The sequence below is a fragment of the Leucobacter faecis genome (genome assembly GCF_054456635.2).
Genome location: NZ_JBTJEP020000001.1, coordinates 196,368 through 217,143, shown reverse-complemented (window position 1 = coordinate 217,143; position 20,776 = coordinate 196,368). Strand labels below are relative to the sequence as shown.

The following is a 20,776-nucleotide window of genomic DNA, read 5'->3' as shown; positions in this document are numbered from 1 at the left end:
GCACCTCCCCGCAGGGTAGACTGAAAATAATTTCAACTTTTGCGGGGCGCCTGGCCCACCGCACCGACCCATCGAGGAGCACTCATGACGACGTGGCGCATGCCCATCGAAGGCACCGAGCAGGAGCGCCTGTGGCTCGCCTGGCCCACCACCGGGTACACGCTCGGCGACACCGAGGCCGAAGCCCTCGAAGCCCGCACCACCTGGGCAGCCGTTGCCAACGCTGCAAGTGAGCACCAGCCCGTGACGGTGGTCGTGAGCCCCGGCGACGAAGCGATCGCCGCGAAATTCCTCTCGGCTCAGATCAATACACTCGTGGCTCCCCTCAACGATGCGTGGATGCGCGACATCGGCCCGAGCTTCGTGATCGGTGACGACGGCCGCCTGGGCGCCGTGAACTACGTGTTCAACGGCTGGGGTGCACAGGACTGGGCGCAGTGGGATCACGACCAGCACATCGGCAAGATTGTCGCAGAGGCGGCGGGCGCCGAGCTCATCAACTCAGAGATGGTCAATGAGGGCGGCGGCATTCAGGTCGACGGCACCGGCCGCGTCGTACTGACCGAGACCGTGCAGCTCGACCCGGGCCGCAACCCCGGCTGGACGAAGGAGCAGGTCGAAGCCGAGCTCGCACGCACCATCGGCACGACCAGCGCTCTGTGGTTGCCCCGCGGCCTCACCCGTGACCACGACACGTTTGGCACCCGCGGCCACTCAGATATTCTTGCCGCGTTCACCACGCCCGACGTGCTCCTTATGCACAGCCAAAACTCGCAGTCACACCCCGACCATGTCATCGCGAAGACCAACCGTGAGGTGGCCGAGCAGTACCGCAGCGCGCAGTCGGCCGGGTTCGAGATCATCGACCTGCCCGCCCCCGAGACGCTGCGCGACGAAGAGGGATTCGTTGACTACAGCTACATCAACCACGTCGTCATCAACGGCGCCGTACTTGCTTGCTCGTACGATGACCCCGCCGACGATACAGCGCTCGGCATTCTGCGCGACGTCTACCCCGGCCGCGAGGTGATTGGCATTGATGCGCGCCCGCTGTTCGCACGCGGCGGCGGCATTCACTGCATCACGCAGCAGCAGCCCAAGACCGTTTAGGCTGCGCCACCCACCACCGCAGAGGTAGCCCCTAACGTGTCGACACTCACGCGAATTTTGCGCTTCACCCGCCAGCTCACGCCGTACTACATCGGCATCATGCTCGCCGCCGCCGTCATCACCGGCGCGGGCATCGCGGTGCCATTCATCACGGGGGCGGCCACCGACGTGGTCGTGGACGCGGCAGGCGCGGTAGCAAGCGGTGAGGCGGTGCCAGACGGCGCGATCCGGAGCGTCGTGCTATTAGCCCTCGCGCTTCTCGCCGCGAGCCTCGTTGAGACGTTCGTCAGCAACATTGGCGGCTACTGGGGCGACGTGATGAGTGCGAAGATGCGCACGATTTTGTCGACCCGCTACTACGAGCAGCTGCTCGCGCTGCCGCAGCGCTACTTCGATAACGAGCTCAGCGGCACAATTGTTGCGCGCCTCAATCGATCGATCACCGAGATCACGAACTTCATGAAGTCGTTCTCGAACATGTTCGTGACGATGCTCATGACGACGGTCGCGGTGCTCGCGATCAGCGCATGGCACTACTGGCCGCTCGCGGTGCTGCTCGCTATCGCTTACCCCGTCTACCTGTGGCTCACCGCGCTCACGAGCCGCAAGTGGCAGCGGCTCGAACACCAAAAGAACGAGCACGTCGACGTTGCCTCTGGCCGATTCACCGAGGTCGTAGGTCAGATGCGGGTCGTAAAGTCGTTCGCGCGCGAGGCGAGCGAACTGGGCGACTTTAGCGACCGATTCGATAAGACAATCGCGCTCACGGCCGAGCAGTCGCGCCACTGGCACATGATGGACGGGATCCGCCGTGGCGTGCTGAACCTCATCTTTTTCGCCCTGTACATCATCATTTTCGTGCGCACCGTGCTGGGCTATTTCACGCCCGGCGAGATGGTGATGCTGATCCAGTTGATGGCGATGGCCAAGCAGCCGGTACAAAACCTGAGCTGGGTGGTCGACTCCGCCCAGCGCGCGAGCGCAGGCTCGCGCTCGTACTTCGAGGTCATGGATCTCGATGCCGCGGCGCTCGTCGGGGCTGGTTCTCTGCCCCGCGATCCGGATCATGGCCGCGCAGCGACCCCCGGTGCGGCGACCGAAGCCTTGCGCCCCACGGTTTCATTCGACAGTGTCACATTTGGCTACGAAGACCACGAGCCGGTGCTGCGCGACATCACCTTCGACGCGCACCCGGGCGAACGCATTGCGTTCGTGGGTGAGTCTGGCGGCGGCAAATCGACGCTGGTCAGCCTACTTCTCGGATTTTATGCGGCCGGTGACGGGGCGATCTCGGTGCGGGGTGGCGGGCCCGACCTTGCATCGCTGCGCCGCAGCATCGGCGTCGTGTTTCAAGACCCGTCGCTGTTCTCGGGCTCGATCGCCGAGAATATTGCGTACGGTAATCCCTCTGCGAGCCGAGCCGAGATCGAAGCGGTTGCGCAGCGCGCCGCCGTCGCCGAGTTCGTGGAGAAACTGCCCGAGGGCTACGACACCGTCATCGGGGAGCGTGGCATGAAGCTTTCGGGTGGGCAGAAGCAGCGCATCGCCGTCGCTCGTGCCATGCTCAAGGACGCCCCCATTTTGGTGCTCGACGAGGCCACCAGCGCGCTCGATACGAAGTCTGAGCGGCTCGTGCAGCAGGGACTCGACGATCTGATGCAGGGCCGCACCAGCTTTATCATTGCCCACCGGTTGTCGACGATCGCAGGCGTTGACCGCATCATCACGCTCAAGGACGGGCGCATCGACGAGATCGGTTCACCCGCCGCGCTTGCCGCTTCGGGTGGCATCTACGCCGAGCTGCTGTCGCTGCAGCACTCGGCTTCGAAGGCCGACCGCAAACGCCTCAAGCAGTTCGACGTGGTGGGTTAGTCTCGCTGCTGGGCGCTGCCACATACAGCTGTTCATCGAGTAGCGACAGTCCGTCAAGGGGAGTTTCAAGGGCGACCTCGAGTAGAACTCTGAAGGGCTCCCCTGATCCGGCATTGAAGGCTCGAATGCTGGCACGTTCGTTCTCGATTCTGCCGATGAGGTTGCGTAGCACCAGCGTGCCTGGATAAAGGTAGGGATCTTGGAAGTTACTCATCTGTGGCCAAGATCGCTGTCGGAGTGAAGCGGTGTGAAGCGAGCTTTCACCTCTTCTATCGCCTCGGTGAGTGTGAGTTCGCCCTCTACATAGCGCCTCACAACACGGAGTCCCTCTTCGTCGGGTATCGCATCTTCAAGCGCCCAGCTGCCCAGAATATTGAGCATCGACTCACGGCGTTCGGCTATCGACGCGTGGTCGCGGGCAGGGCGACTTTCGGCCCCGCGATCGACAGCATGTTTCATGGCGACGCCTCCTGATCCACTTGATAGGAGTCTACCGACTACCGCCGACGTGGTGGGTGAACGAGCCTGCCTTGCTGGATTCTGCGAGTCGCTTCGCTCCCGCAGAATGACGAAAGGGGGTGCAGTTAGCGGCCGATCAGGCGGTGCGCGGCGAGCATGATGTGGCAGTCAAGACCGCGCTGACCGTACGCCCACCCATCCCCCAGCAGCTTCGAGATGCGGTCGAGCCGCTGGCGCACCGTGTTTTCGTGCACGTGCAGATCGAGCGCGGCCTGCGGCACCGAGTGCCCCGCATCGAGAAACGCTGCCGCAGTCTCGGCAAGCCCCGTGCCATGATCGCGATCGTAATCGAGCACGGGTCCGAGCACTTCGGCGATACCGAGTCTCGTGGGTTCGAGCGTCACTTTGGTGAGAAATGCGCCGATCGCGCCGTAGGTTTTGAGCGACACGAGCGTTTCTTGGAAGCCCGACCTGCGCGCGGCATCGAGCACCCGCTCGACCAGGGCGAACTCGTCTGGCACGACCTCGAACATGTGCAGTGCCGGCGAGTGCGCGACGAGCATGGCCCCCCAGCGGCGCGCGCCACGCTGCTCCATCTCGGCCTGAATACGTTCGAACGCCGCCTCGGGCACCACGCCAATCAACTGCTCACCGAGTTTTGCGTGCAGCAGTGATGGTCCAAAATCGACCTCGAGCTTGTGCGCGTACTCGCGCAGGGTCGACTCTGAGCCGTCGATGACGAGCACGCGAAACGGCTTACCCGCCACGATGCCCAGTTCACGCAGCTGTGTGATGACCGCGAACCCGAGGCCTCCGGGTGCCGGCGCTAACACCTGCTCGATGAGCTCGCGCCTGCGCCGGGCCAGGTCGCCGCGTTCTCGATCCTGCGCGCTCAAGAACACGCCCAGCACCCGGGCGCAACGTCGCAGCACGAGGTCGTCACTCGCCGAAAGCGGGCCAGGGGCCATCACCGCGCCGACCAGGTCGGTGCCGCGCGTCGCCGCCATGATCGCGTGCTGCGTGCCATCTTCGCGGGCGTGAGCTTGCGGGGTGCCAGTGCGCGCCGACAGCGCGATGAGCGGCCGCTCAGCGTCACCGATGTCGGCCGCGGCCGCACGCATGTCAAAGCGCACGGTCAGGTCGACAAGCTGCACGCTGCGCCCGAGCGCGCGGGTCATGCCGTCGCGCAGCGCCGCGAGCCCGCCGCCACCAGCGATCGCGTCCATCAGTGCTTCGTCTGCGCCCGTCACGCGGCGCTCGGTTGCAAGCTCGGCCTTGGTCGCGGCGTGCGCAGCACGTAGCTTGTCGCCCCCCGCCTCGAGCTCCGATACCCGAGTCATGTTGTCAATCGCGACGGCGGCCAGGTTGGCGAGTGTCTGCGCGATATAGACCTGCTCGGCCGAGAACTCGCGCGCAAACCGGTTGGCCACGAGCAGCGCACCAATGATTTCGCCGCCAGATCGCATCGGCGCCCCGAGAATTGCCTGCACCCCCTCTGCCGCGACGATGCGGTCGACCCGTTCGTCGCGGGTGAGCGCTTCATCGGCGGCGTAGTCGGAGGTTTGCGCGGGCTCGCCCGCCTGCGCGACGCGGCCCAGCACCCCGGCGCCGAGCGGCATTTGCAGGGTGCGGTAGGCCTCCGTCCACACCCCCGAGGTCTCAACAATGGTGGTGAGCCCCGAGCCATCGGTGCCGTTCAAGCTGATGTAGGCCATGTCGACATCCAGCAGTGTGCGCGCACGCGCCACGAGCTGCTGCAGCGCCGCCGAGCTGTCGCGAATCGAGGTGATCGCGATCGCAAACTCAGAGATTGAGCTGGTGAGGCGCTGCTGCTTGCGCGCCCACTCCACGAGTTCTTCGTGGCTTTGGGCGGGCACACCGAGGTTCTGCATGTAAAGAAGTCTATGTTGATTTTTGAAATGTATAGAACTCTCCACACGACTCGCGAGCGAGCCCGGGCATGCTCGTAGTCAAGGCCCCCACAGCTACGCGGGCCACTGGTCACAGTTTCACCACGCTTCACCTTCGACGGAGATGACATGAGCAACACCACCCGGGCGCGCAGCATTCGCGGCGCTGTGCTGAACACGCTGGGCGCCGAGGCGCCTTACGCTGCAAGCCGCCCCTTAAGCGTTGACACCCTCACCCTCGACGCCCCCGGCGCCCACGAGCTACTCGTACGCATCGAGGCCGCGAGCATTTGCCACTCAGACCTCTCGGTCGTAAACGGTTCACGCCCCCGCCCCGTACCGATGCTGCTCGGCCACGAGGCCGCCGGCATCATTGAGCAGCTGGGCGACGGCGTCACCGACCTTGAGCTCGGCCAGCGCGTCGTCCTCACCTTTCTGCCCCGCTGCGGCGAGTGCGCACAGTGCGAAACTGACGGCCGGCTCCCCTGCGCAGAGGGCAGCCGCACCAACGAGGCCGGCACGCTGCTCACGGGTAGCCAGCATCTCAGCCGCGAAACTGAGTCAGGTGCCACCGAAGAAGTGAAGCACCACCTCGGTTGCTCGGGCTTCGCCGAGTACGCGGTGGTCGACCGGCGTTCGGTAGTGCCCGTTGGCGCAGATGTGCCCGCCGACATTGCCGCGGTGCTCGGCTGTGCCGTGCTCACGGGCGGCGGGGCGGTGCTCAACGCGGCGAAGCTCGCACCGCAGCAGATGATCGCGGTGGTGGGCCTCGGTGGCGTTGGCATGGCTGCGCTTCTCACCGCCCTCGGCATCGGCCCGCGTGAGGTGTACGCGATCGACGCGAACGACGCCAAGCTTGACCTTGCGCGCGAGTGGGGCGTCACCGCCGCACTCACCCCGCAGCAGGCCATCGAGCAGGGCATCACCGCTGACGTCGTGATCGAGGCGGTGGGCCACCCTCGCGCGTTCGAGACTGCGTACCAGCTCATCGGTTTTGGTGGCACCCTCGTCACGGTGGGGCTCCCCGCCCCCGGTGCCATGAGCGAGATCGAACCGCTGAAGCTCACCGCGCGCGCCCAGCAGGTCATCGGCTCCTACCTCGGTTCGGCAGTGCCCAGCCGCGACATCCCCAAGTTCGAGCAGCTCTGGCGCGAAGGCAAGCTCCCGCTCGAGCGCCTCATCAGCGGCGAAATCGCCCTCGAAGACATCAACGAGGGCATGGACGCGCTCGCAGCAGGCACCGTGCTGCGCCAAATCATTCGCATGCCACAGGCGCAGGCGGATCCGGCACTAGAGGCAGCCGCCGCGGCAACGCCCGAGGCAGCCCTCGCCGCCGTGGGCAGCTAGAAGATTTTGTCATTCTGCGCGACGAAGAAGTCGCAGAACCCATAGCCAAGCTCGTAACAGCTTTCGCTTTGGATGCTGCGACCCGCAAGCTCGCGCAGCATGACCATAGACATCAACATTCACCCCAAGCAATAAGGACACATCATGACTACTCCCCAGCACTTCCGCGTAGCGGTTCTCGGCTCCGGCTTCGGCGGCCTCGGCATGGCAGCGCAGCTCGTGCGCGCTGGCGTTGATAACTTTGCCGTGTTCGAGAAGGCAGACGCCGTGGGCGGCGTGTGGCGCGACAACACCTACCCGGGCGCCGCGTGCGACACCCAGGCGCACGTCTACAACTACACCTTCTTTCCGCACCTGCGCGTGTCGAAGATGTTCGCGGGGCAAGACGAGATGCTCGGCTACCAGCAGCAGCTGCGTGATGCGTTTGGCATCGAGAAGCACATGCACTACAACGCCGAAATCGTCGAGGCCCGCTGGGTCGAAGAAGAGGCACACTGGCTGATCTCGCTCGCGAACGGCGAGCAGTACACCTCTGACTTCTTCATTCCCGCCTGGGGCCAGCTCAGCGAGGTCAAGATCCCCGCGTGGGAGGGCCGCGACAAGTTCAAGGGTGCGCAGTTCCACTCGGCGCACTGGCGTCACGACGTTGACCTCAAGGGCAAGAAGGTCATCTCGATCGGTTCGGCCGCTTCGGCCGTGCAGTACGTGCCGTTCGTCGCAGAAGAGGCTGGCCAGCTCGAGGTGTTCCAGCGCTCGGCCAACTACATCCTGCCCCGCGAGCAGATCGAATTCACGCAGGAGCAGCTCGACACGTTCGAAGCGCACCCCGAGACGTTCGAGGAGTCGCGTCGCGCGATCCACGAGCTGCGTGAGGCTGGCTTCGAGCGCACCCGCTCCAACACGGGCGGCCAGGCCGAGGGCGCCAAGGAGTCGATCGATTACCTGCACTCGGTGATCGAAGACCCCGAGCTGCGCGAGAAGCTCACCCCCACCTACGAGTTTGGCTGCAAGCGCATTCTGCGCACCTCGGCCTACTACCCCACGTTCTTGCGCGACAACGTCACGCTGGTCACCGAGGGCGTGTCGCACTTCACCGAGAACGGTATCGTGACCGCCGACGGCGTGGAGCACGAGGCAGACGTGATCATCTACGCGACAGGGTTCTACTCGCAGAACTTCCAGGGCAACCTCAACATCATCGGCCGCGACGGCGTCACGCTCGCTGAGCGCTGGGGCACCGAAGACGCCGAGGCCTACGTGGGTATGGCGGTCGACGGGTTCCCCAACATGTTCCTCATGTACGGCCCCAACACCAACCTGAACCACAACTCGGTCGTCACGATGCTCGAGATTCAGCAGGCATACGTCCAGGACGTGCTCGCGAAGACCGCTGACCTCGAGAAGGTGTCGGTCAATGTGCGCCGCGACCGCCTCGACGCGTTCAACGAGCAGCTGCAGGCCGAGATGCGCGGTTCGGCGTTCTCGAGCGAGTGCTCGAGCTGGTACAAGAACTCGAAGGGCAAGGTCATCAACAACTGGTCGGGCACCGTCGAGGAGTACCGCGACTGGGCGCGCGAGTTCAACGCAGACGACTACGTCGTCAAGTCGCTCGAGCTCGTGGAGGCCTAGGCTCATGACCGCCCTTCCTCTCGAGGTTGTCGCTCCGGATCAGCGCGAAATGGTTGCTGCGTTTCGCGCCGCGGGCTCGCAATCGTTTCAAGACGCCGCGTCAATGGCCGCGTCGCGTGAGGGCTATGAACGCTCGAGCGCCGCAAACGGTCTGCCGCGCGACGAGGTGACACTCGTCGAAGACGTTTCGATTGGGGAGGGCGCCGAGCGCTTTGGGGTGCGGGTTTACGACCCGCGCCCCGCGGGTGCTCGCTCAGCAGACGACGCCGTGCTGTTGTTTGCGCACGGTGGCGGCTGGATCATTGGTTCCCTTGAAACCCATGATCCGGTCTGCCGCAGGCTCGCTACTCTCACGGGGTTGCCCGTCGTGGCGATCGACTATCGGTTGGGGCCAGAGCACCGGTTCCCAGCAGCACACCTCGACTCACGCCGCGCAGTCGAGTGGCTGCGTGACGAAGCCGCTGCCCGCTGCTGGGACGCTCGGTGCATCGTCACGGTGGGTGACAGCGCGGGCGGCGGCATCGCAACCGCGCTCGCCTTCGAGCCCTCGTTGCGGGTGCCCGGCACCGCCGTTGCCGCGCAGGTGCTGCTTTACCCCGTACTCGATGTGTCGGCGGAGTCGGCCGGGTATGCCCGCGTTGAAGAGGGGTTTCCCCTCACCGCCGACACGATGCGCTGGTTTGCGCGTGAGTTTCTCGCACACCCCGAGGACGGCTTCGACCATCGTGTGTCGCCGCTGCTCGCTGTGCGAGAGCCGGGCGCTGCCGCGCAGCCGCCAGCGTGGATCATCACGCTCGGGCTCGACCCGCTCGCCGAAGAAGGGCTCGAATACGCGCGGCTGCTCGCCGAACGTGGCACCCACGTCGAACTCACACACCTGCCCGGTCACGCGCACGGCATCTTCACGTCGGCCGGCAAGATCGCCTCGGGCGAGGCGCAGCTCGTGCGCGCGGCCGAGTTCATCACCCGCACACTCGGGCGGTAGTGATAGGTCTTCCCACGAACCTGCCCACAGATGCCCCACTAAGTTTGATCTAGGCGACCCTAAAGCAAACTTACTGGGGCATCTGTCGTGCGCGCGGCCGAGTTCATCACCCGCACACTCGGGCGGTAGCGCGTGGCAAGATGGAACCATGACACAGTCGTCGACACTCACACCAGAACTCGAAGTCATCGTAGCGAGCGCGGCTGCAGCGGCACCGGCGTTTGCGGCCACCGCAGCCACAGATAGGGCCCGCGCCCTCGTAGCCGTGGCAGGCGCCCTCGAGAAATACAAACCCGAGCTGGTCGAGATTGCGATGCGTGAGACGGGGCTCACCTCGCCCCGTCTCACTGGCGAGGTCACACGCACGGCTGTGCAGCTGCGCCTCATGGCCGAGGCCATCACCGGCGGTAGCTACCTCGACGCCCGCATCGACCACGCAGACCCCGAGTTCGTGCTCGGCCCGCGCCCCGACGTGCGCCGCACTCACGTGCCGCTTGGCCCCGTCATCAACTTCTCTGCCTCAAACTTTCCCTTCGCGTTCTCGGTGATGGGCGGAGACTCAGCGGCCATTCTCGCCGCGGGCTGCCCACTCATCGTCAAAGCGCACTCGGGTCACCCCGAGCTCTCAGACGCGACCGCCAAGGTCGCTGCGGCCGCCCTCGAATCCGCAGGCATGCCCAAGGGTATTTTTCATCTGATCCACGGCCGCGACGCGGGCATTCAGGTACTCAAAGATTCCCGCATCAAGGCGGGCTCATTCACCGGGTCGATTCGGGTCGGCAGGCTACTCGCCGACATCGCCGCGAGTCGCCCCGCCCCTATTCCGTTCTACGGCGAGCTCGGTAGCGTGAACCCCGTATTCATCACGGCCGACGCGATCGCTGAGCGTGCGGGCGAAATCGCGGCGGGCTACCTCACGAGCGTCTCGGGCTCTGCGGGCCAGCTGTGCACGAAGCCTGGATTCGTGTTCGCCCCGGCCGCGTCGGCTCTGCCCGCTGCCATCAAATCGGCGGCGGGTGTTCCTGCCGAGCACCGCCTACTTGACCCACGCATCGCAACCGGTTTCGATACCCGCCGCGGTGAGGTACTCACATCCCCCGGAGTCACCACGATCCTCGAGGGCAGCATGCGGTTTGACGAGGCAGGTCAAGGTTGGGCTACCCCCACCGTCGTCGCAGTCTCGCTCGCAGACTTTAGGGCCGGCCACGCCGCGCTCGTTGAAGAATCGTTTGGGCCGCTCTCGATTCTGGTCGAGACGCCAGACGGCACCGACCTCGCGGCCCTCATGCCCGAGTTTTATGAGGGAAACCTCACGGGTACGCTGCACTTGAGCAGCCAGGAGGCAACCGGCACCACCTCAAACGCCGCCGAGCTGCAAGAGCTCGTCACAGCCATGAGCCGCCAGGTGGGGCGAGTACTGTTCAACGGTTGGCCAACGGGCGTGGCGGTGACGCCCGCGCAGCAGCACGGCGGTCCGTGGCCCGCGACGACGAACGACGCAAGCACCTCTGTGGGCACGGCCGCCATTGGCAGGTTCTTGCGCCCGGTCGCTTTTCAAAACGCACCGCAGGCGTTCTTGCCCGCTGAGCTGCGCGATGACAATCCGGGCGGCGTGCCGCAGCAGGTCGCCGCGGCCGGGGGTTCCCAGGGTTGGGGCGAGCGCTGGGAGTAGGCCACCACGCGGCTTCGTACACGTCATCCTGCGCGAGCCACCCCAACCACGTCATCCTGCGCGAGCCACCCCAACCACGTCATCCTGCGCGAGCCACCCCAACCACGTCATCCTGCGCGAGGAACGAGTCGCAGGATCCACACTCGATTCTGCGAACGAGCGCAGGATGATGGGGTCGTTATGGATCTCCTGTTAATGCTTCCTTCGGCATCGCCCGCACTGTTACGCTGAGCGCATGACACCCTCACGTTTGCGCATCATTGCCGCCGCGGCCGCTGTCGCCGCACTCGCTCTCACCGGTTGCTCGGCCTCTGGCGACGCTTCAGTGGTGGGGTCGTGGGGCAACACGGCGCAAGAGAAAGAACCCTCACTCGAGTTCGCAGAAGACGGCAATGTCACCGGCACCGACGGCTGCAATCGGCTTATGGGCAGCTACACCGAAGACGCTGGCGTCGTAAAGTTTGGCCAGCTTGCCTCGACCATGATGTTCTGTGAGGGCGTCGACACCTGGCTCGGTCAGGCCGCCACTGGCAAAGTCTCAGGCGACACGATCACCATCAGCGATGAGGCGGGCAAAGAGATCGGCACGCTCAAGCGCACGGCCGACTAGCGCGCGGCATCTCAGGGCAGCACGCAAGTGCTGCCCTGTACAAAGAGGGGCCCGGATCAAATGATCCGGGCCCCTCTTGTATTCATGCTGCCGCTATTAGCTCCAGAGCACCGCGATAGCGACGTTCACAGCCGAGAGGCCCGCGAGCGCGCCGATGATGCCACCCGACACCTGCGGCTTCTTGCGGTTGATGAGCACGAGCACGATGATCGCGAGTAGAACAATGAGCTTGACGCCGATCTTGGCGTTGTCCGGCTTGCCGCCCAGGGCGTATGTCATGCCGACGAGCAGCAGACCGGTCGCGAGCAACAGCCAGGCTCCGTGCATCATTCCCGCGCTGATCTTCGCGGCGCCCTCCTTCACACGGGGCAGCTGGGCGAGTGCGCCGCCGAAGACCACACCAAAGCCGACGATGTGCAGAACGACAAGAATGCCCTTAACAATTTCCATAGTGTCTATCGTAGCTGTTGCCCCCTGCACAGCAGCTGTCGCCGTCGGTTGTTACGATGAGGGCGGCCGATGAACTTTAGGGTAGACAGCGCGGTGCACGCCGCGCTCTGCAACGCGGTGACAGCACAGCACGAGGGAGGTTACGCATGTGGCTTCGCGTGACGCTGTTCTTGACGCTGCTCGCGGCGTGGATGGGGCTCATTTTCGCGTTCTCGGCGCAACCGGGCGACGCCTCTGACGTGCCGAGCGACGCTATCGCGGGTTACGTACAAGGCGCGGGAGCATCGTTGCAGCTCGACACGATTACGTTACTCGTGCGCAAAGGCGCTCACGCGGCCGCATACTTCGTGTTGGGGCTGCTCGCTTTCGAGACCCTGCGCAGTGTTGCGCTTACGCGGCTTCGATCGGCGCTCTCACTACCGACAGTGGCGGTACTCAGCCTCGTATTTGTGACCGCGTACGCCATCTCTGACGAGGTGCACCAGTTGTTCGTGCCGGGACGCTCGGGCGAAGTGCGCGACGTCGCCATCGACGTGGCATCGGGGGCAGCCGCCATTGCGTTGCTGCTCGCACTGCGCTGCGCGGGTACACGGCGTGCGGCAGGCGCAGCACGCGGGTGACACGAAAAAGCGGCTGGCGACGGTACCTGCCCGTCGCCAGCCGCTCACCCTCGCTTAGTGGAAGAAGTGGCGCTCACCCGTGAAGTACATGGTGATGCCAGCTGCCTTCGCCGCTTCAACGACCTCGGCGTCGCGCACCGAGCCACCGGGCTGCACAACCGCGCGCACACCGGCGTCGAGCAGCACCTGCAGGCCGTCGGCGAACGGGAAGAACGCGTCTGAGGCTGCCACCGCACCGCGCGCACGGTCACCCGCGCGATCGACCGCGAGGCGGCACGAGTCAACACGGTTGACCTGGCCCATACCCACGCCCACCGAAGCGCCGTCAGTCGCGAGCAGAATCGCGTTCGACTTCACTGCGCGGCATGCGCGCCACGCAAACTCGAGGTCGGCGAGCGTCGCAGCGTCTGCCGGCTCCCCCGTGGCGAGGGTCCACTCGGCGGCGGGCGCAAACGTGCGGTCTGAGTCCTGCAGCAAGAACCCGCCCGAGATCTGGCGCAGCTCGATCGGGTTGGGTGCAAAGTCGACGGGCAGCGCCAGGAGCCGCACGTTCTTCTTCTGCGTGAGGATCTCGAGGGCGGCGGGCTCGAAGCCGGGGGCCACGATCACCTCGGTGAAGATGCCCGACACGGTCTCAGCCATCTTGGCGGTCACAACACGGTTCGCGGCGATCACACCACCGAACGCCGAGACGGGGTCGCAGGCGTGTGCCAGCTCGTGCGCCGCCGCAATCGGGTCGACTGCTCCCTCGGGTGCGACAGCGATGCCGCAGGGGTTCGCGTGCTTGATGATCGCCACGGCGGGGCGCTCGTGGTCGAACGCTGCGCGCAGCGCCGCGTCGGCGTCCACGTAGTTGTTGTAGGACATGGCCTTGCCGTGCAGCAGCTGCGCCTGCGCGATACCCGTGCCCTCGAGCTCGGTAAAGAGCGCCGCACGCTGGTGGCTGTTCTCGCCGTAGCGCAGCACGTCTTCGCGCATGCCAAAGATCTCGTAGCCCACCGTCTTCTCGCTGATCGAGGCACCCTCGCCGGGCGTCTCGAAAAGCACGTCGAACGACACCTCGGCGTCGGCCTCGATCGAGTCGGCGCCCTCGGCCTCGTCTGCGCCCCAGCCCTGCTCGTCTTGATCGAGGAACCAGTTGGCGACGGCCGCATCGTACTGTGCGGTGTGAATGAACGCCTCTGTGGCGAGCGAACGACGCAGGTCGAGTGAGGTGCCGCCCGACTGCACCGCCGCGATGACCTCGTCGTAGCGCGCGGGCGACACCACGATCGCGGCGTTCGCGTGGTTCTTAGCGGTCGCGCGCACCATCGACGGGCCACCGATATCGATGTTCTCGACGACGTCGGCGGCGGGCTTGCCCTGCGCGACCGTCTCCTCGAACGGGTAGAGGTTCACCACCACGAGCTCAAACGGCTTGATGCCGAGCTTCTCGAGCTCGTCGCGGTGTGCGGCGAGGCGCAGGTCTGCGAGCAGGCCCGAGTGCACGGCGGGGTGCAGCGTCTTGACGCGGCCGTCGAGCACCTCGGCGAAGCCGGTGACCTCGGCCACGTCGGTCACGGGCTGGCCCGCGTCGCGAATGGTCGCGGCGGTTGACCCCGTCGACACGATCTCGACGCCGGCCTCGACGAGCGCGGTCGCGAGCTCGGCGATGCGGGTTTTGTCGCTGACAGAGATCAGGGCGCGGCGCACCTGCACCTGGTCGCGGTGTTCGTAGAGGCTGGGATCGTGGCTCTGGACTGCCATGGGGCTCCTTGGTTTCTCGAGTGGGTCAAACAAATCGTAGGTATTGGGGGCGCGCACCGCGCACAAGGGTGTTAAGCGTTAAGCGCCGAGCACGAGGGTGCCCTCAGCGATCTCGCGCACGGTCTCAACAAGCAGCGGCCGCTCGAGCTGCTTAATGCGCTCGTGCAGCTCGGGCTCGGCCTCGCCCGACTCAATCTCGACGCGCGCCTGGCGCAGCACGGGCCCGGTATCAACGCCCTCGTCGATGATGTGCACGGTCACACCGGTCTCGGTGGCGCCCGCTGCGAGCGCGTCGCGCACCGCGTGCGCGCCCGGGAAGTGCGGCAGCAGGGCGGGGTGGGTGTTGATCAGGTTCGGCGAGAATTCGCGTACGAAACCGCCCGGCAGGATCCGCATCAGCCCCGCACTTACGACGAGTCCCGGCTCGGGGCCCGTGCCCACACCGTGTTCTTGGATCGCGGCGGCGAGCACCTGCCCCCACTCTTCGCGGCTGCCGTAGTCGCGCGGGCGCACGATGAATGTGGGAATGCCCGCCGTGGTTGCGTGGGCGAGGCCCGGGGCGTCGGTGTCGGCACCAACGCACACGATGCGCGCCCCAAACCCGGGCTGCTCGGTCGCGTCGATGAGCGCCTTCAGGTTGCTACCGCCGCCAGAGATCAAAACCGCAAGTTTCAGCACCCGACTAGTCTACCCGCCGCGCGGGCTGGCCCTGTGCTAACCGGGCTGATTCGCGCTGCGCACGATGCGGTCGGCAAGCAGCCACGGCCGTGTGCGCGCGTAGAGCTCGTCTTCTTGTTCGGCCCACCGGTTCCAGTGCGGAGCGTACGTTTCTCCATCGCGGGCGAGCGCGCGCTCCTGCCGCTCGAGGGCAGGGCACTCGAGCCACACGCTGAGCACGCGCGCGCCGGGCGCCACGATGCTCGGGTCGTCGGGCTGCCCAATCGCACGAGCACGCCCCACCGCAAACGCCTGCGCCGCGGCGAGCGACTCGCGCGTGAGCGCACCGCACCCCTCGATGATGAGCGGCAGCTCGGGCCCGATCACCACGCGCTCGCCAAACTCCCCCGCGAGCCAGTCATACCGGCGGTAGGCACGCTGGGCGAGCACCCCGGCGAGCGCGCGCGAGCCTGCCGCGAGCCCGTCCCACCCGGGGTACAGGTCTTCCACGTGCAGCAGCTGCGGGTCGAGGTCGCACAGGCGTGCCGCGGCCACGGCACGCTCGGCGAGCGAGGTTTTCCCTGATCCGGATCGCCCGTCGATGAGCAGCACGTCGTAGTCTGCCGGTGAGGGCAGCGCGTCCCCGCCCATCAGAACGCCGCCAGCTGGTCGGTGCGAAACCGCTCGGCGAGCACCATCGCGGTCGCGGTGATCGATGCGAGCACGACCGCGGCGGCGAGGCCCGCGCCGTAGCTGCCTGGGGCCTGATGGCCGATCAGCTCGGCAATCACGACCGGCAGCGTTTGGGCGCCGGGCCGCACGAGAAACGAGGTCGCACCGAACTCTCCGAGCGACGCGGCGAACGCGAAGCCGAGGGCGAGGCCCGCGCTGCGGCCCACGAGCGGCAGGTCGATGGCGCGCAGCACGCGGCTGGGGCCCGCGCCGAGCACGGCGGCGGCATAGCGCAGCTCGGGGTCGATGCCGCGCAGCACCGGCAGCATGGTGCGCACCACGAGCGGCAGCGCGACGAGCGCCTGCGCGATAGGAATCAGCACGACCGATGTGCGCAGGTCGAAGCCGATGCCGAGCGGCTTGTTCATCGTGATGAGGAGCCCGAAGCCGAGCGTCACCGCCGAGACTCCGAGCGGCAGCATGACGAGCCCGTCGAAGAGCGAAATGCCGCGGCGCAGAGCGGCCGACCGCGGCCTGCGTGAGAGCACGAGCGAGACGAGGGTGCCGAGCACCATCGCGAGGAGCGCCGCGATGAGCGCGATCCTGAGTGATAGCCACGCTGCATCAAACACGCTGCCACGCAGCGGGGAATCGGGGGGCGGAATGACGAGCGCCACGTAATTTGCGAGGCTCCATGTGCCGTCTGGCCCGCGCAGTGAGCGTGCCACGAGCGTCGCGATAGGGAGCGCGTGCAGCAGCATGAGCGTCGCCGCGAACACGGCGATCGCGGGGAGGTCTGCGAGCGTGGGGCGGGCGCCGCGCTCGTCTTCTCGTACGATGTGGGTCGCGCGTTCGCCCCGGCGCCGCAGCCACGCCGACACCGCGAGCGCTGCTCCCACGATGGCGAACTGCGCGAGCGAGAGCACGGCCGCGCCCCGCAGGTCGAGAAACTGCACCGTGAGGCGGTAGATTTCGGTTTCGACGTTCGAGAAGGCGCGGCCGCCCAGCACGAGCACGATCGCGAACGATGTCGCACTGAATAAGAACACGAGCGCTGCCGCCGACGCGAGCGCCGGGGCGAGCGCGGGCAGGGTGACGCTGGTCCAGGCGCGCACCCGGCCTGCCCCGAGTACGCGGGCGGCGGCCCACGCGCTGTCGTCGAGCCTCGCCCAGAAGCCGCCCACCGTGCGGGCAACCACCGGCACGTTGAAGAAGGTCATCGCCGCCACGATCACCGTGAGTGAACGGTCGAGGCCCGTCCATTCGAGCGGCCCGCCCGGCCCCACGAGCGCGGTGAACGCGACACCCACCACCACGGTCGGCAGCACGAATGGCACGGTCATGAGCGCCCGCGCAAGACCGCGGCCACGAAACTCGAGCCGATACAGCACGTAGGCGGCTGGCAGCCCGAGCGCCACTGACGCGGCGGTGGTAAGCCCGGCCTGTGCAAGGGTCTGCCCGATGACTCGCCACGTGCGGGGTGAGCCAAAGACCTCGCCGAGCCCGCTCGCATCAAACTTGCCGCCCGATAAAAATCCCGTGGCGATGAGCGACAGCACGGGCCACACAAAAAACAGCGTCAAGAACGCGAGCGGCAACCCCGCCGCCAGGCTCCACCAGAGGGCCTGGCCGCGGGGTGTGCGGCGTGCGTAAGAAGTGCGGCGTGCGGCGTGCGCGCGGCCTGCGCTGCGAGTCGGCAGGGGCTACAACCCGATCTCGTCGCCAAGGGTGCGCAGCCAGCCCTCACGGCCGCGCTCGATCTCGGCGGCGCTCAGGTCGTGCGCCTGCTTGGCGGTCGGTTCAGGGGCGAACTGGGCCCACGCCTCGGGCATTTCGACGGTGTCGTCGACGGGGTTCATGTACATCGCGTCGGCGATGGTGCTCTGAAACTCGTGTGAGACGAGGTAGTCGACTACGGCCCGCGCTCCCTCGGGATTCGCTGCCCCCTCGAGCACGCCAGCGTACTCGGTCTGTCGCGTGCAGGTATCAAGCAGCGCCTTCGTGGTCGTGGCGTCGCCCGCCTCGTTCACGGTGAACGCGGGTGACGAGGCGTACGACACGACGATGGGTTTCTTGCCCGACTCGCCGCCCTGCGTGAACTGGCCGTAGTAGGCGTCGCTCCAGCCCTGCTCGATGCGAGCACCGTTATCGAGCAGGTCCTGCCAGTACTTCACGTAGCCCTCGTCGCCAAACGCGGCAACCGTGCCCACGAGAAATGATGCGCCCGTCGACGATGCGGTCGGGTCGAGCAGCACCGTCTGATCACGGTACGCAGGCTTCGTGAGGTCTTCGTACGTGACGGGCTCGGCGATACCCTGCTCGGCAAACCAGCCGGTGTCAATGTTCACGCAGGTCGCGCCGAAGTCGACGGGGGTAAGCCCCGAGTCTTCGATCGCAAAGTCGGCGGCGCCCGCGGGCAGCGCGGCGGGTGTGTACGCCTCGACTGCACCGCTGTCGATGAGCCGTGATGCGAAGATCGTGTCGACGCCAAAGAATGCGTCGGCGATCGGGGCACCCTGCGTGAGCACGAGTTTGTTGGTGAGTTCACCGCCGTCACCGGCTTCGATCACCTCGACGTCGTAGCCGGTCGCTTTGCTCGCGGCGGCCGCGAACTCCTCGTTCGGAAACGAGCTGTGCACCACCAGCGTGACGCTCTTGTCACCGCCGGCTGCGGGCTGCGCGCCCGCCTGCCCGACGCTGTCAGTTGCGCAGCCGGTCAGCGCCAGAGCCGAGACCGCGAGTACACCGAGAGTGGTTGAGATTGCAGGCTTCATTGAGCCGTCCTTCCTCCGCTGGCATGAACCAGATCAGGTTAAACGGTCGAAGCTCGCGTGCTTCCTCTCAGCCCCTCGCGCAGGGACTCCCGTGGATTACAGACCCCACCATAGCCCTACTTCCTCGATCCGCGCCAATTCGGCCGCAGAAAGCGCCCGCGCTTACTCTCAGATCCTGCCGCCGCGTCATCGCTGCCACTGTCATCACGAGCGCGAGCACCGCCGCCACGTAGGTCATCGAGGCCGCCCGAATCATTCGCGTCCCAGGCAAACGCGCGCTCGATAGCTTCGGCGTCTTCGAGCGCGCTGCGCGCACGCTCGCCCGGTCGCCCGGCATCTCGCGGGCCTTCGCGCGGCGCGGCAGGCTCGGGCACTTCGCCTGTGTCTTTCATCGTCTCAATGTCGAACGCAGTGTCTTCGGCGCGCTCGGGCGCAGCCCCCTGCTCCGGATCCCCCGCCGCCGCGCGAACTTCGCCCGTATCGAGTGGCTCCCCGTCAGAGGCTACGGCATCGAGCGCGTCAGACGCGATCCCGTCGGTGTCGAGAGAGTCGCTGTCGAAAGAGTCGCTGTCGAGCGCCTCGCTGTCGAGCGCCTCGCTGTCGAGCGCCTCGCTGTCGAGCGCCTCGGTGTCGAAAGAGTCGGTGCCGTAGGCGTCGTCGTCAGCACGTGCCCCGACCGGTTCGTGCAGTACCTCGGCGAACAGATCGACAACGGGAGCGCCCGCAGGCTCTGTGGCGTAGTCATCGTGAAGGCTACGATCATCGCGTACCGCCGACAGGTCGACGGTTTCAGCCTCGGCGAAGCCCGCTCCGGCGAACCCTGCGCTCGCTGAGCCCGCGGCCCTGTCTGCGCGAGCCGCACTCCACCGCGCCACCGGTTCGGGCAGCACTTCGCGCACCCGTGAATAATCGAGTCGCACCGCCGCAACACCGAGCACGAGACCCACGGCCACCTCGGCAGCGACGAGCCCACCCGTCACCCAGGGGGCTGGGCCCGTCGCCGCGAGTTGACCCGGGCCCAGGGATCCGGAGCCGAGGGCGGCGAGACCAGCCACGGCGAGGCCTGTGCAGGCCGCCGCGATCATTGGCAGCGCGAGAGCGATCGGCCACGAAGCGCGGCGCAGCTCAGCGCTCTGAGCGAGTAGCACGCCGACTGCCAGGTTCGCGAGCACGAGCAACACCGGCGCGAGCGCGCCGAACGACCCCCAGCCGCTGGGCAGCGCGCCCAGTATGGGCAGCGACGGGAGGGACGCCGCGGTGTCATGAAATGGCGAGAACGCGCCACCCGCCACGAAACCCGCGCCGCTCAGCCACGCGAGCGCCCAAATTACGCCGACGGGCAGCAGGGCGAGCTGCGCGAGAAACAATAGCAGCGAGCCGAGCATGTCGAGTTGCAGTGCCTGTGCGATCGCGATCACGTCGGCAAACCCCGCCGCAAGTGCGACGGCGAGGGCGACGGCGGCGACAGTGATGACGCCTGCAAGGGCTCCTGCGGTGAGCCGCGCCACAGTCGCGGCGCGGGCAGGAAACGCCGCCACCGATCCTTGCACGCCGAGAAATTCGAGCCCGCGCTGCATGCCACGCACGCAGAGCGACCACCAGTGTTCGTGCCCTACCGCGGCCGCGATCGCGAAGCTGACCGCTGCCGGCGCCAGGTAGACGAGCGCGGGCACAGCGACCGCGGCGGCGCTCGGCCAGGCGCTGTAGTCGCCCGCGACGGTAGCCACACCCCATGCGACCGCGGCGAACCCTGCGGTGCCACCCACAATGCCGGCAGCACCGCTGCGGCCGCGGCGACTCAGTCGTCTGCCCGCCCGCACCGCGAAGGCGACCGAGACAAGCGTGATCGCGAGCGGGGCGAGCGACAGCGTGAACGTGAGCGCATCTTGCCCGAGCCCCATGCCAAGCATGGTCTCCTGCGAGAGCACGAACTGCATAGGCACCAGGTGCGCGAGCAGCCAGGTGCCCGCGACGGCGGCGGCCACGTCGCTCGGTTCGGCCGCTATACCGAATGTCACCACCCACAGAAGGAGCGCAGGGAGGGCGATCAGCGCGATACCCGCCAGTGCCGCCGCGCAGCCTTCAATCGCCGCGACCACGGCCGTTATTATCGCTCTCATTGCTTCAGAAGCTTACTCTGCGCCGCTGGTAACCACTGGTAGCCGCTGAGCTGATTGGCCGTCTTGCGAGCCCGCGTTTGTGTAGCCGCTCCTAGCTGCGTGGGTCGGTAATGCGTCCCGCCATATGACCACAGCCGCGAGCA

At 66.6% G+C, this 20,776-nt stretch carries 17 protein-coding genes and 1 riboswitch; of the genes, 8 read left to right on the top strand and 9 right to left on the bottom strand.

Features of this window, described 5'->3' with window-relative positions; all coding sequences use genetic code 11:
- Positions 1–84: 84 nt before the first annotated feature.
- Positions 85–1,110: an agmatine deiminase family protein gene (locus ACXR2T_RS01035; protein WP_458838046.1), complete on the top strand. Its 1,026-nt coding sequence runs from the start codon at positions 85–87 to the stop codon at positions 1,108–1,110.
- 36 nt (positions 1,111–1,146) lie between these two features.
- Positions 1,147–2,982, top strand: coding sequence for an ABC transporter ATP-binding protein (locus ACXR2T_RS01030; RefSeq protein ID WP_458815079.1), 1,836 nt, complete (start codon positions 1,147–1,149; stop codon positions 2,980–2,982).
- Positions 2,983–3,192: 210 nt separating this feature from the next.
- Here the strand turns inward: ACXR2T_RS01030 and ACXR2T_RS01025 are convergent, their stop codons facing one another.
- Positions 3,193–3,441, bottom strand: coding sequence for an antitoxin VbhA family protein (locus tag ACXR2T_RS01025; RefSeq protein ID WP_458838047.1), 249 nt, complete (start codon positions 3,439–3,441; stop codon positions 3,193–3,195).
- Between the two features lie 125 nt (positions 3,442–3,566).
- The gene (locus ACXR2T_RS01020; RefSeq protein WP_458838048.1) at positions 3,567–5,333 is read right to left on the bottom strand and encodes a helix-turn-helix domain-containing protein; all 1,767 of its coding nucleotides are present in this window, start codon (positions 5,331–5,333) and stop codon (positions 3,567–3,569) included.
- Positions 5,334–5,480: 147 nt separating this feature from the next.
- On the opposite strand from ACXR2T_RS01020, the gene ACXR2T_RS01015 reads away from it, so the two are divergent.
- From ACXR2T_RS01015 to ACXR2T_RS00995, 5 genes are all read left to right on the top strand, one after another.
- Positions 5,481–6,698: an alcohol dehydrogenase catalytic domain-containing protein gene (locus ACXR2T_RS01015; protein WP_458838049.1), complete on the top strand. Its 1,218-nt coding sequence runs from the start codon at positions 5,481–5,483 to the stop codon at positions 6,696–6,698.
- 144 nt (positions 6,699–6,842) lie between these two features.
- On the top strand, positions 6,843–8,327 hold the full coding sequence (locus ACXR2T_RS01010) for a flavin-containing monooxygenase (RefSeq protein WP_458838050.1): 1,485 nt from the start codon (positions 6,843–6,845) through the stop codon (positions 8,325–8,327).
- Between the two features lie 4 nt (positions 8,328–8,331).
- Positions 8,332–9,312, top strand: a complete 981-nt coding sequence (locus tag ACXR2T_RS01005; protein ID WP_458838051.1) for an alpha/beta hydrolase — start codon at positions 8,332–8,334, stop codon at positions 9,310–9,312.
- 148 nt (positions 9,313–9,460) lie between these two features.
- Positions 9,461–10,984, top strand: a complete 1,524-nt coding sequence (locus ACXR2T_RS01000; RefSeq protein ID WP_458838052.1) for an aldehyde dehydrogenase (NADP(+)) — start codon at positions 9,461–9,463, stop codon at positions 10,982–10,984.
- 235 nt (positions 10,985–11,219) lie between these two features.
- Positions 11,220–11,594: an META domain-containing protein gene (locus ACXR2T_RS00995; protein WP_458838053.1), complete on the top strand. Its 375-nt coding sequence runs from the start codon at positions 11,220–11,222 to the stop codon at positions 11,592–11,594.
- 96 nt (positions 11,595–11,690) lie between these two features.
- Here ACXR2T_RS00995 and ACXR2T_RS00990 read toward each other — a convergent pair whose 3' ends face one another.
- The gene (locus ACXR2T_RS00990) at positions 11,691–12,044 is read right to left on the bottom strand and encodes a hypothetical protein (protein WP_458838054.1); all 354 of its coding nucleotides are present in this window, start codon (positions 12,042–12,044) and stop codon (positions 11,691–11,693) included.
- 146 nt (positions 12,045–12,190) lie between these two features.
- On the opposite strand from ACXR2T_RS00990, the gene ACXR2T_RS00985 reads away from it, so the two are divergent.
- Positions 12,191–12,664: a VanZ family protein gene (locus tag ACXR2T_RS00985; protein WP_458838055.1), complete on the top strand. Its 474-nt coding sequence runs from the start codon at positions 12,191–12,193 to the stop codon at positions 12,662–12,664.
- Positions 12,665–12,718: 54 nt separating this feature from the next.
- Here ACXR2T_RS00985 and purH read toward each other — a convergent pair whose 3' ends face one another.
- The 6 genes from purH to ACXR2T_RS00955 form a co-directional block, all read right to left on the bottom strand.
- Positions 12,719–14,410 carry a bifunctional phosphoribosylaminoimidazolecarboxamide formyltransferase/IMP cyclohydrolase gene (gene purH / locus ACXR2T_RS00980; protein ID WP_458838056.1) on the bottom strand — a complete coding sequence of 564 codons (1,692 nt, stop codon included), beginning with the start codon at positions 14,408–14,410 and terminating at the stop codon, positions 12,719–12,721.
- A 78-nt stretch (positions 14,411–14,488) separates the two neighbouring features.
- Positions 14,489–15,088, bottom strand: coding sequence for a phosphoribosylglycinamide formyltransferase (gene purN / locus ACXR2T_RS00975; protein ID WP_458815063.1), 600 nt, complete (start codon positions 15,086–15,088; stop codon positions 14,489–14,491).
- A gap of 36 nt (positions 15,089–15,124) precedes the next feature.
- The gene (locus ACXR2T_RS00970) at positions 15,125–15,718 is read right to left on the bottom strand and encodes a nucleoside/nucleotide kinase family protein (protein WP_458838057.1); all 594 of its coding nucleotides are present in this window, start codon (positions 15,716–15,718) and stop codon (positions 15,125–15,127) included.
- Entirely contained in the window at positions 15,718–17,322 is a 1,605-nt protein-coding gene (locus ACXR2T_RS00965) for an ABC transporter permease (RefSeq protein ID WP_458838058.1), read from the bottom strand. Before ACXR2T_RS00965 ends, ACXR2T_RS00970 begins: the two co-directional genes overlap by 1 nt.
- Positions 17,323–17,442: 120 nt before the next feature.
- Positions 17,443–18,513, bottom strand: coding sequence for a thiamine ABC transporter substrate-binding protein (locus ACXR2T_RS00960; RefSeq protein WP_458815057.1), 1,071 nt, complete (start codon positions 18,511–18,513; stop codon positions 17,443–17,445).
- Positions 18,507–18,616, bottom strand: a riboswitch (TPP riboswitch). Its footprint overlaps the gene before it by 7 nt.
- Positions 18,617–18,629: 13 nt before the next feature.
- Positions 18,630–20,633, bottom strand: coding sequence for a cell division protein PerM (locus ACXR2T_RS00955; protein WP_458838059.1), 2,004 nt, complete (start codon positions 20,631–20,633; stop codon positions 18,630–18,632).
- Positions 20,634–20,776: the final 143 nt, after the last annotated feature.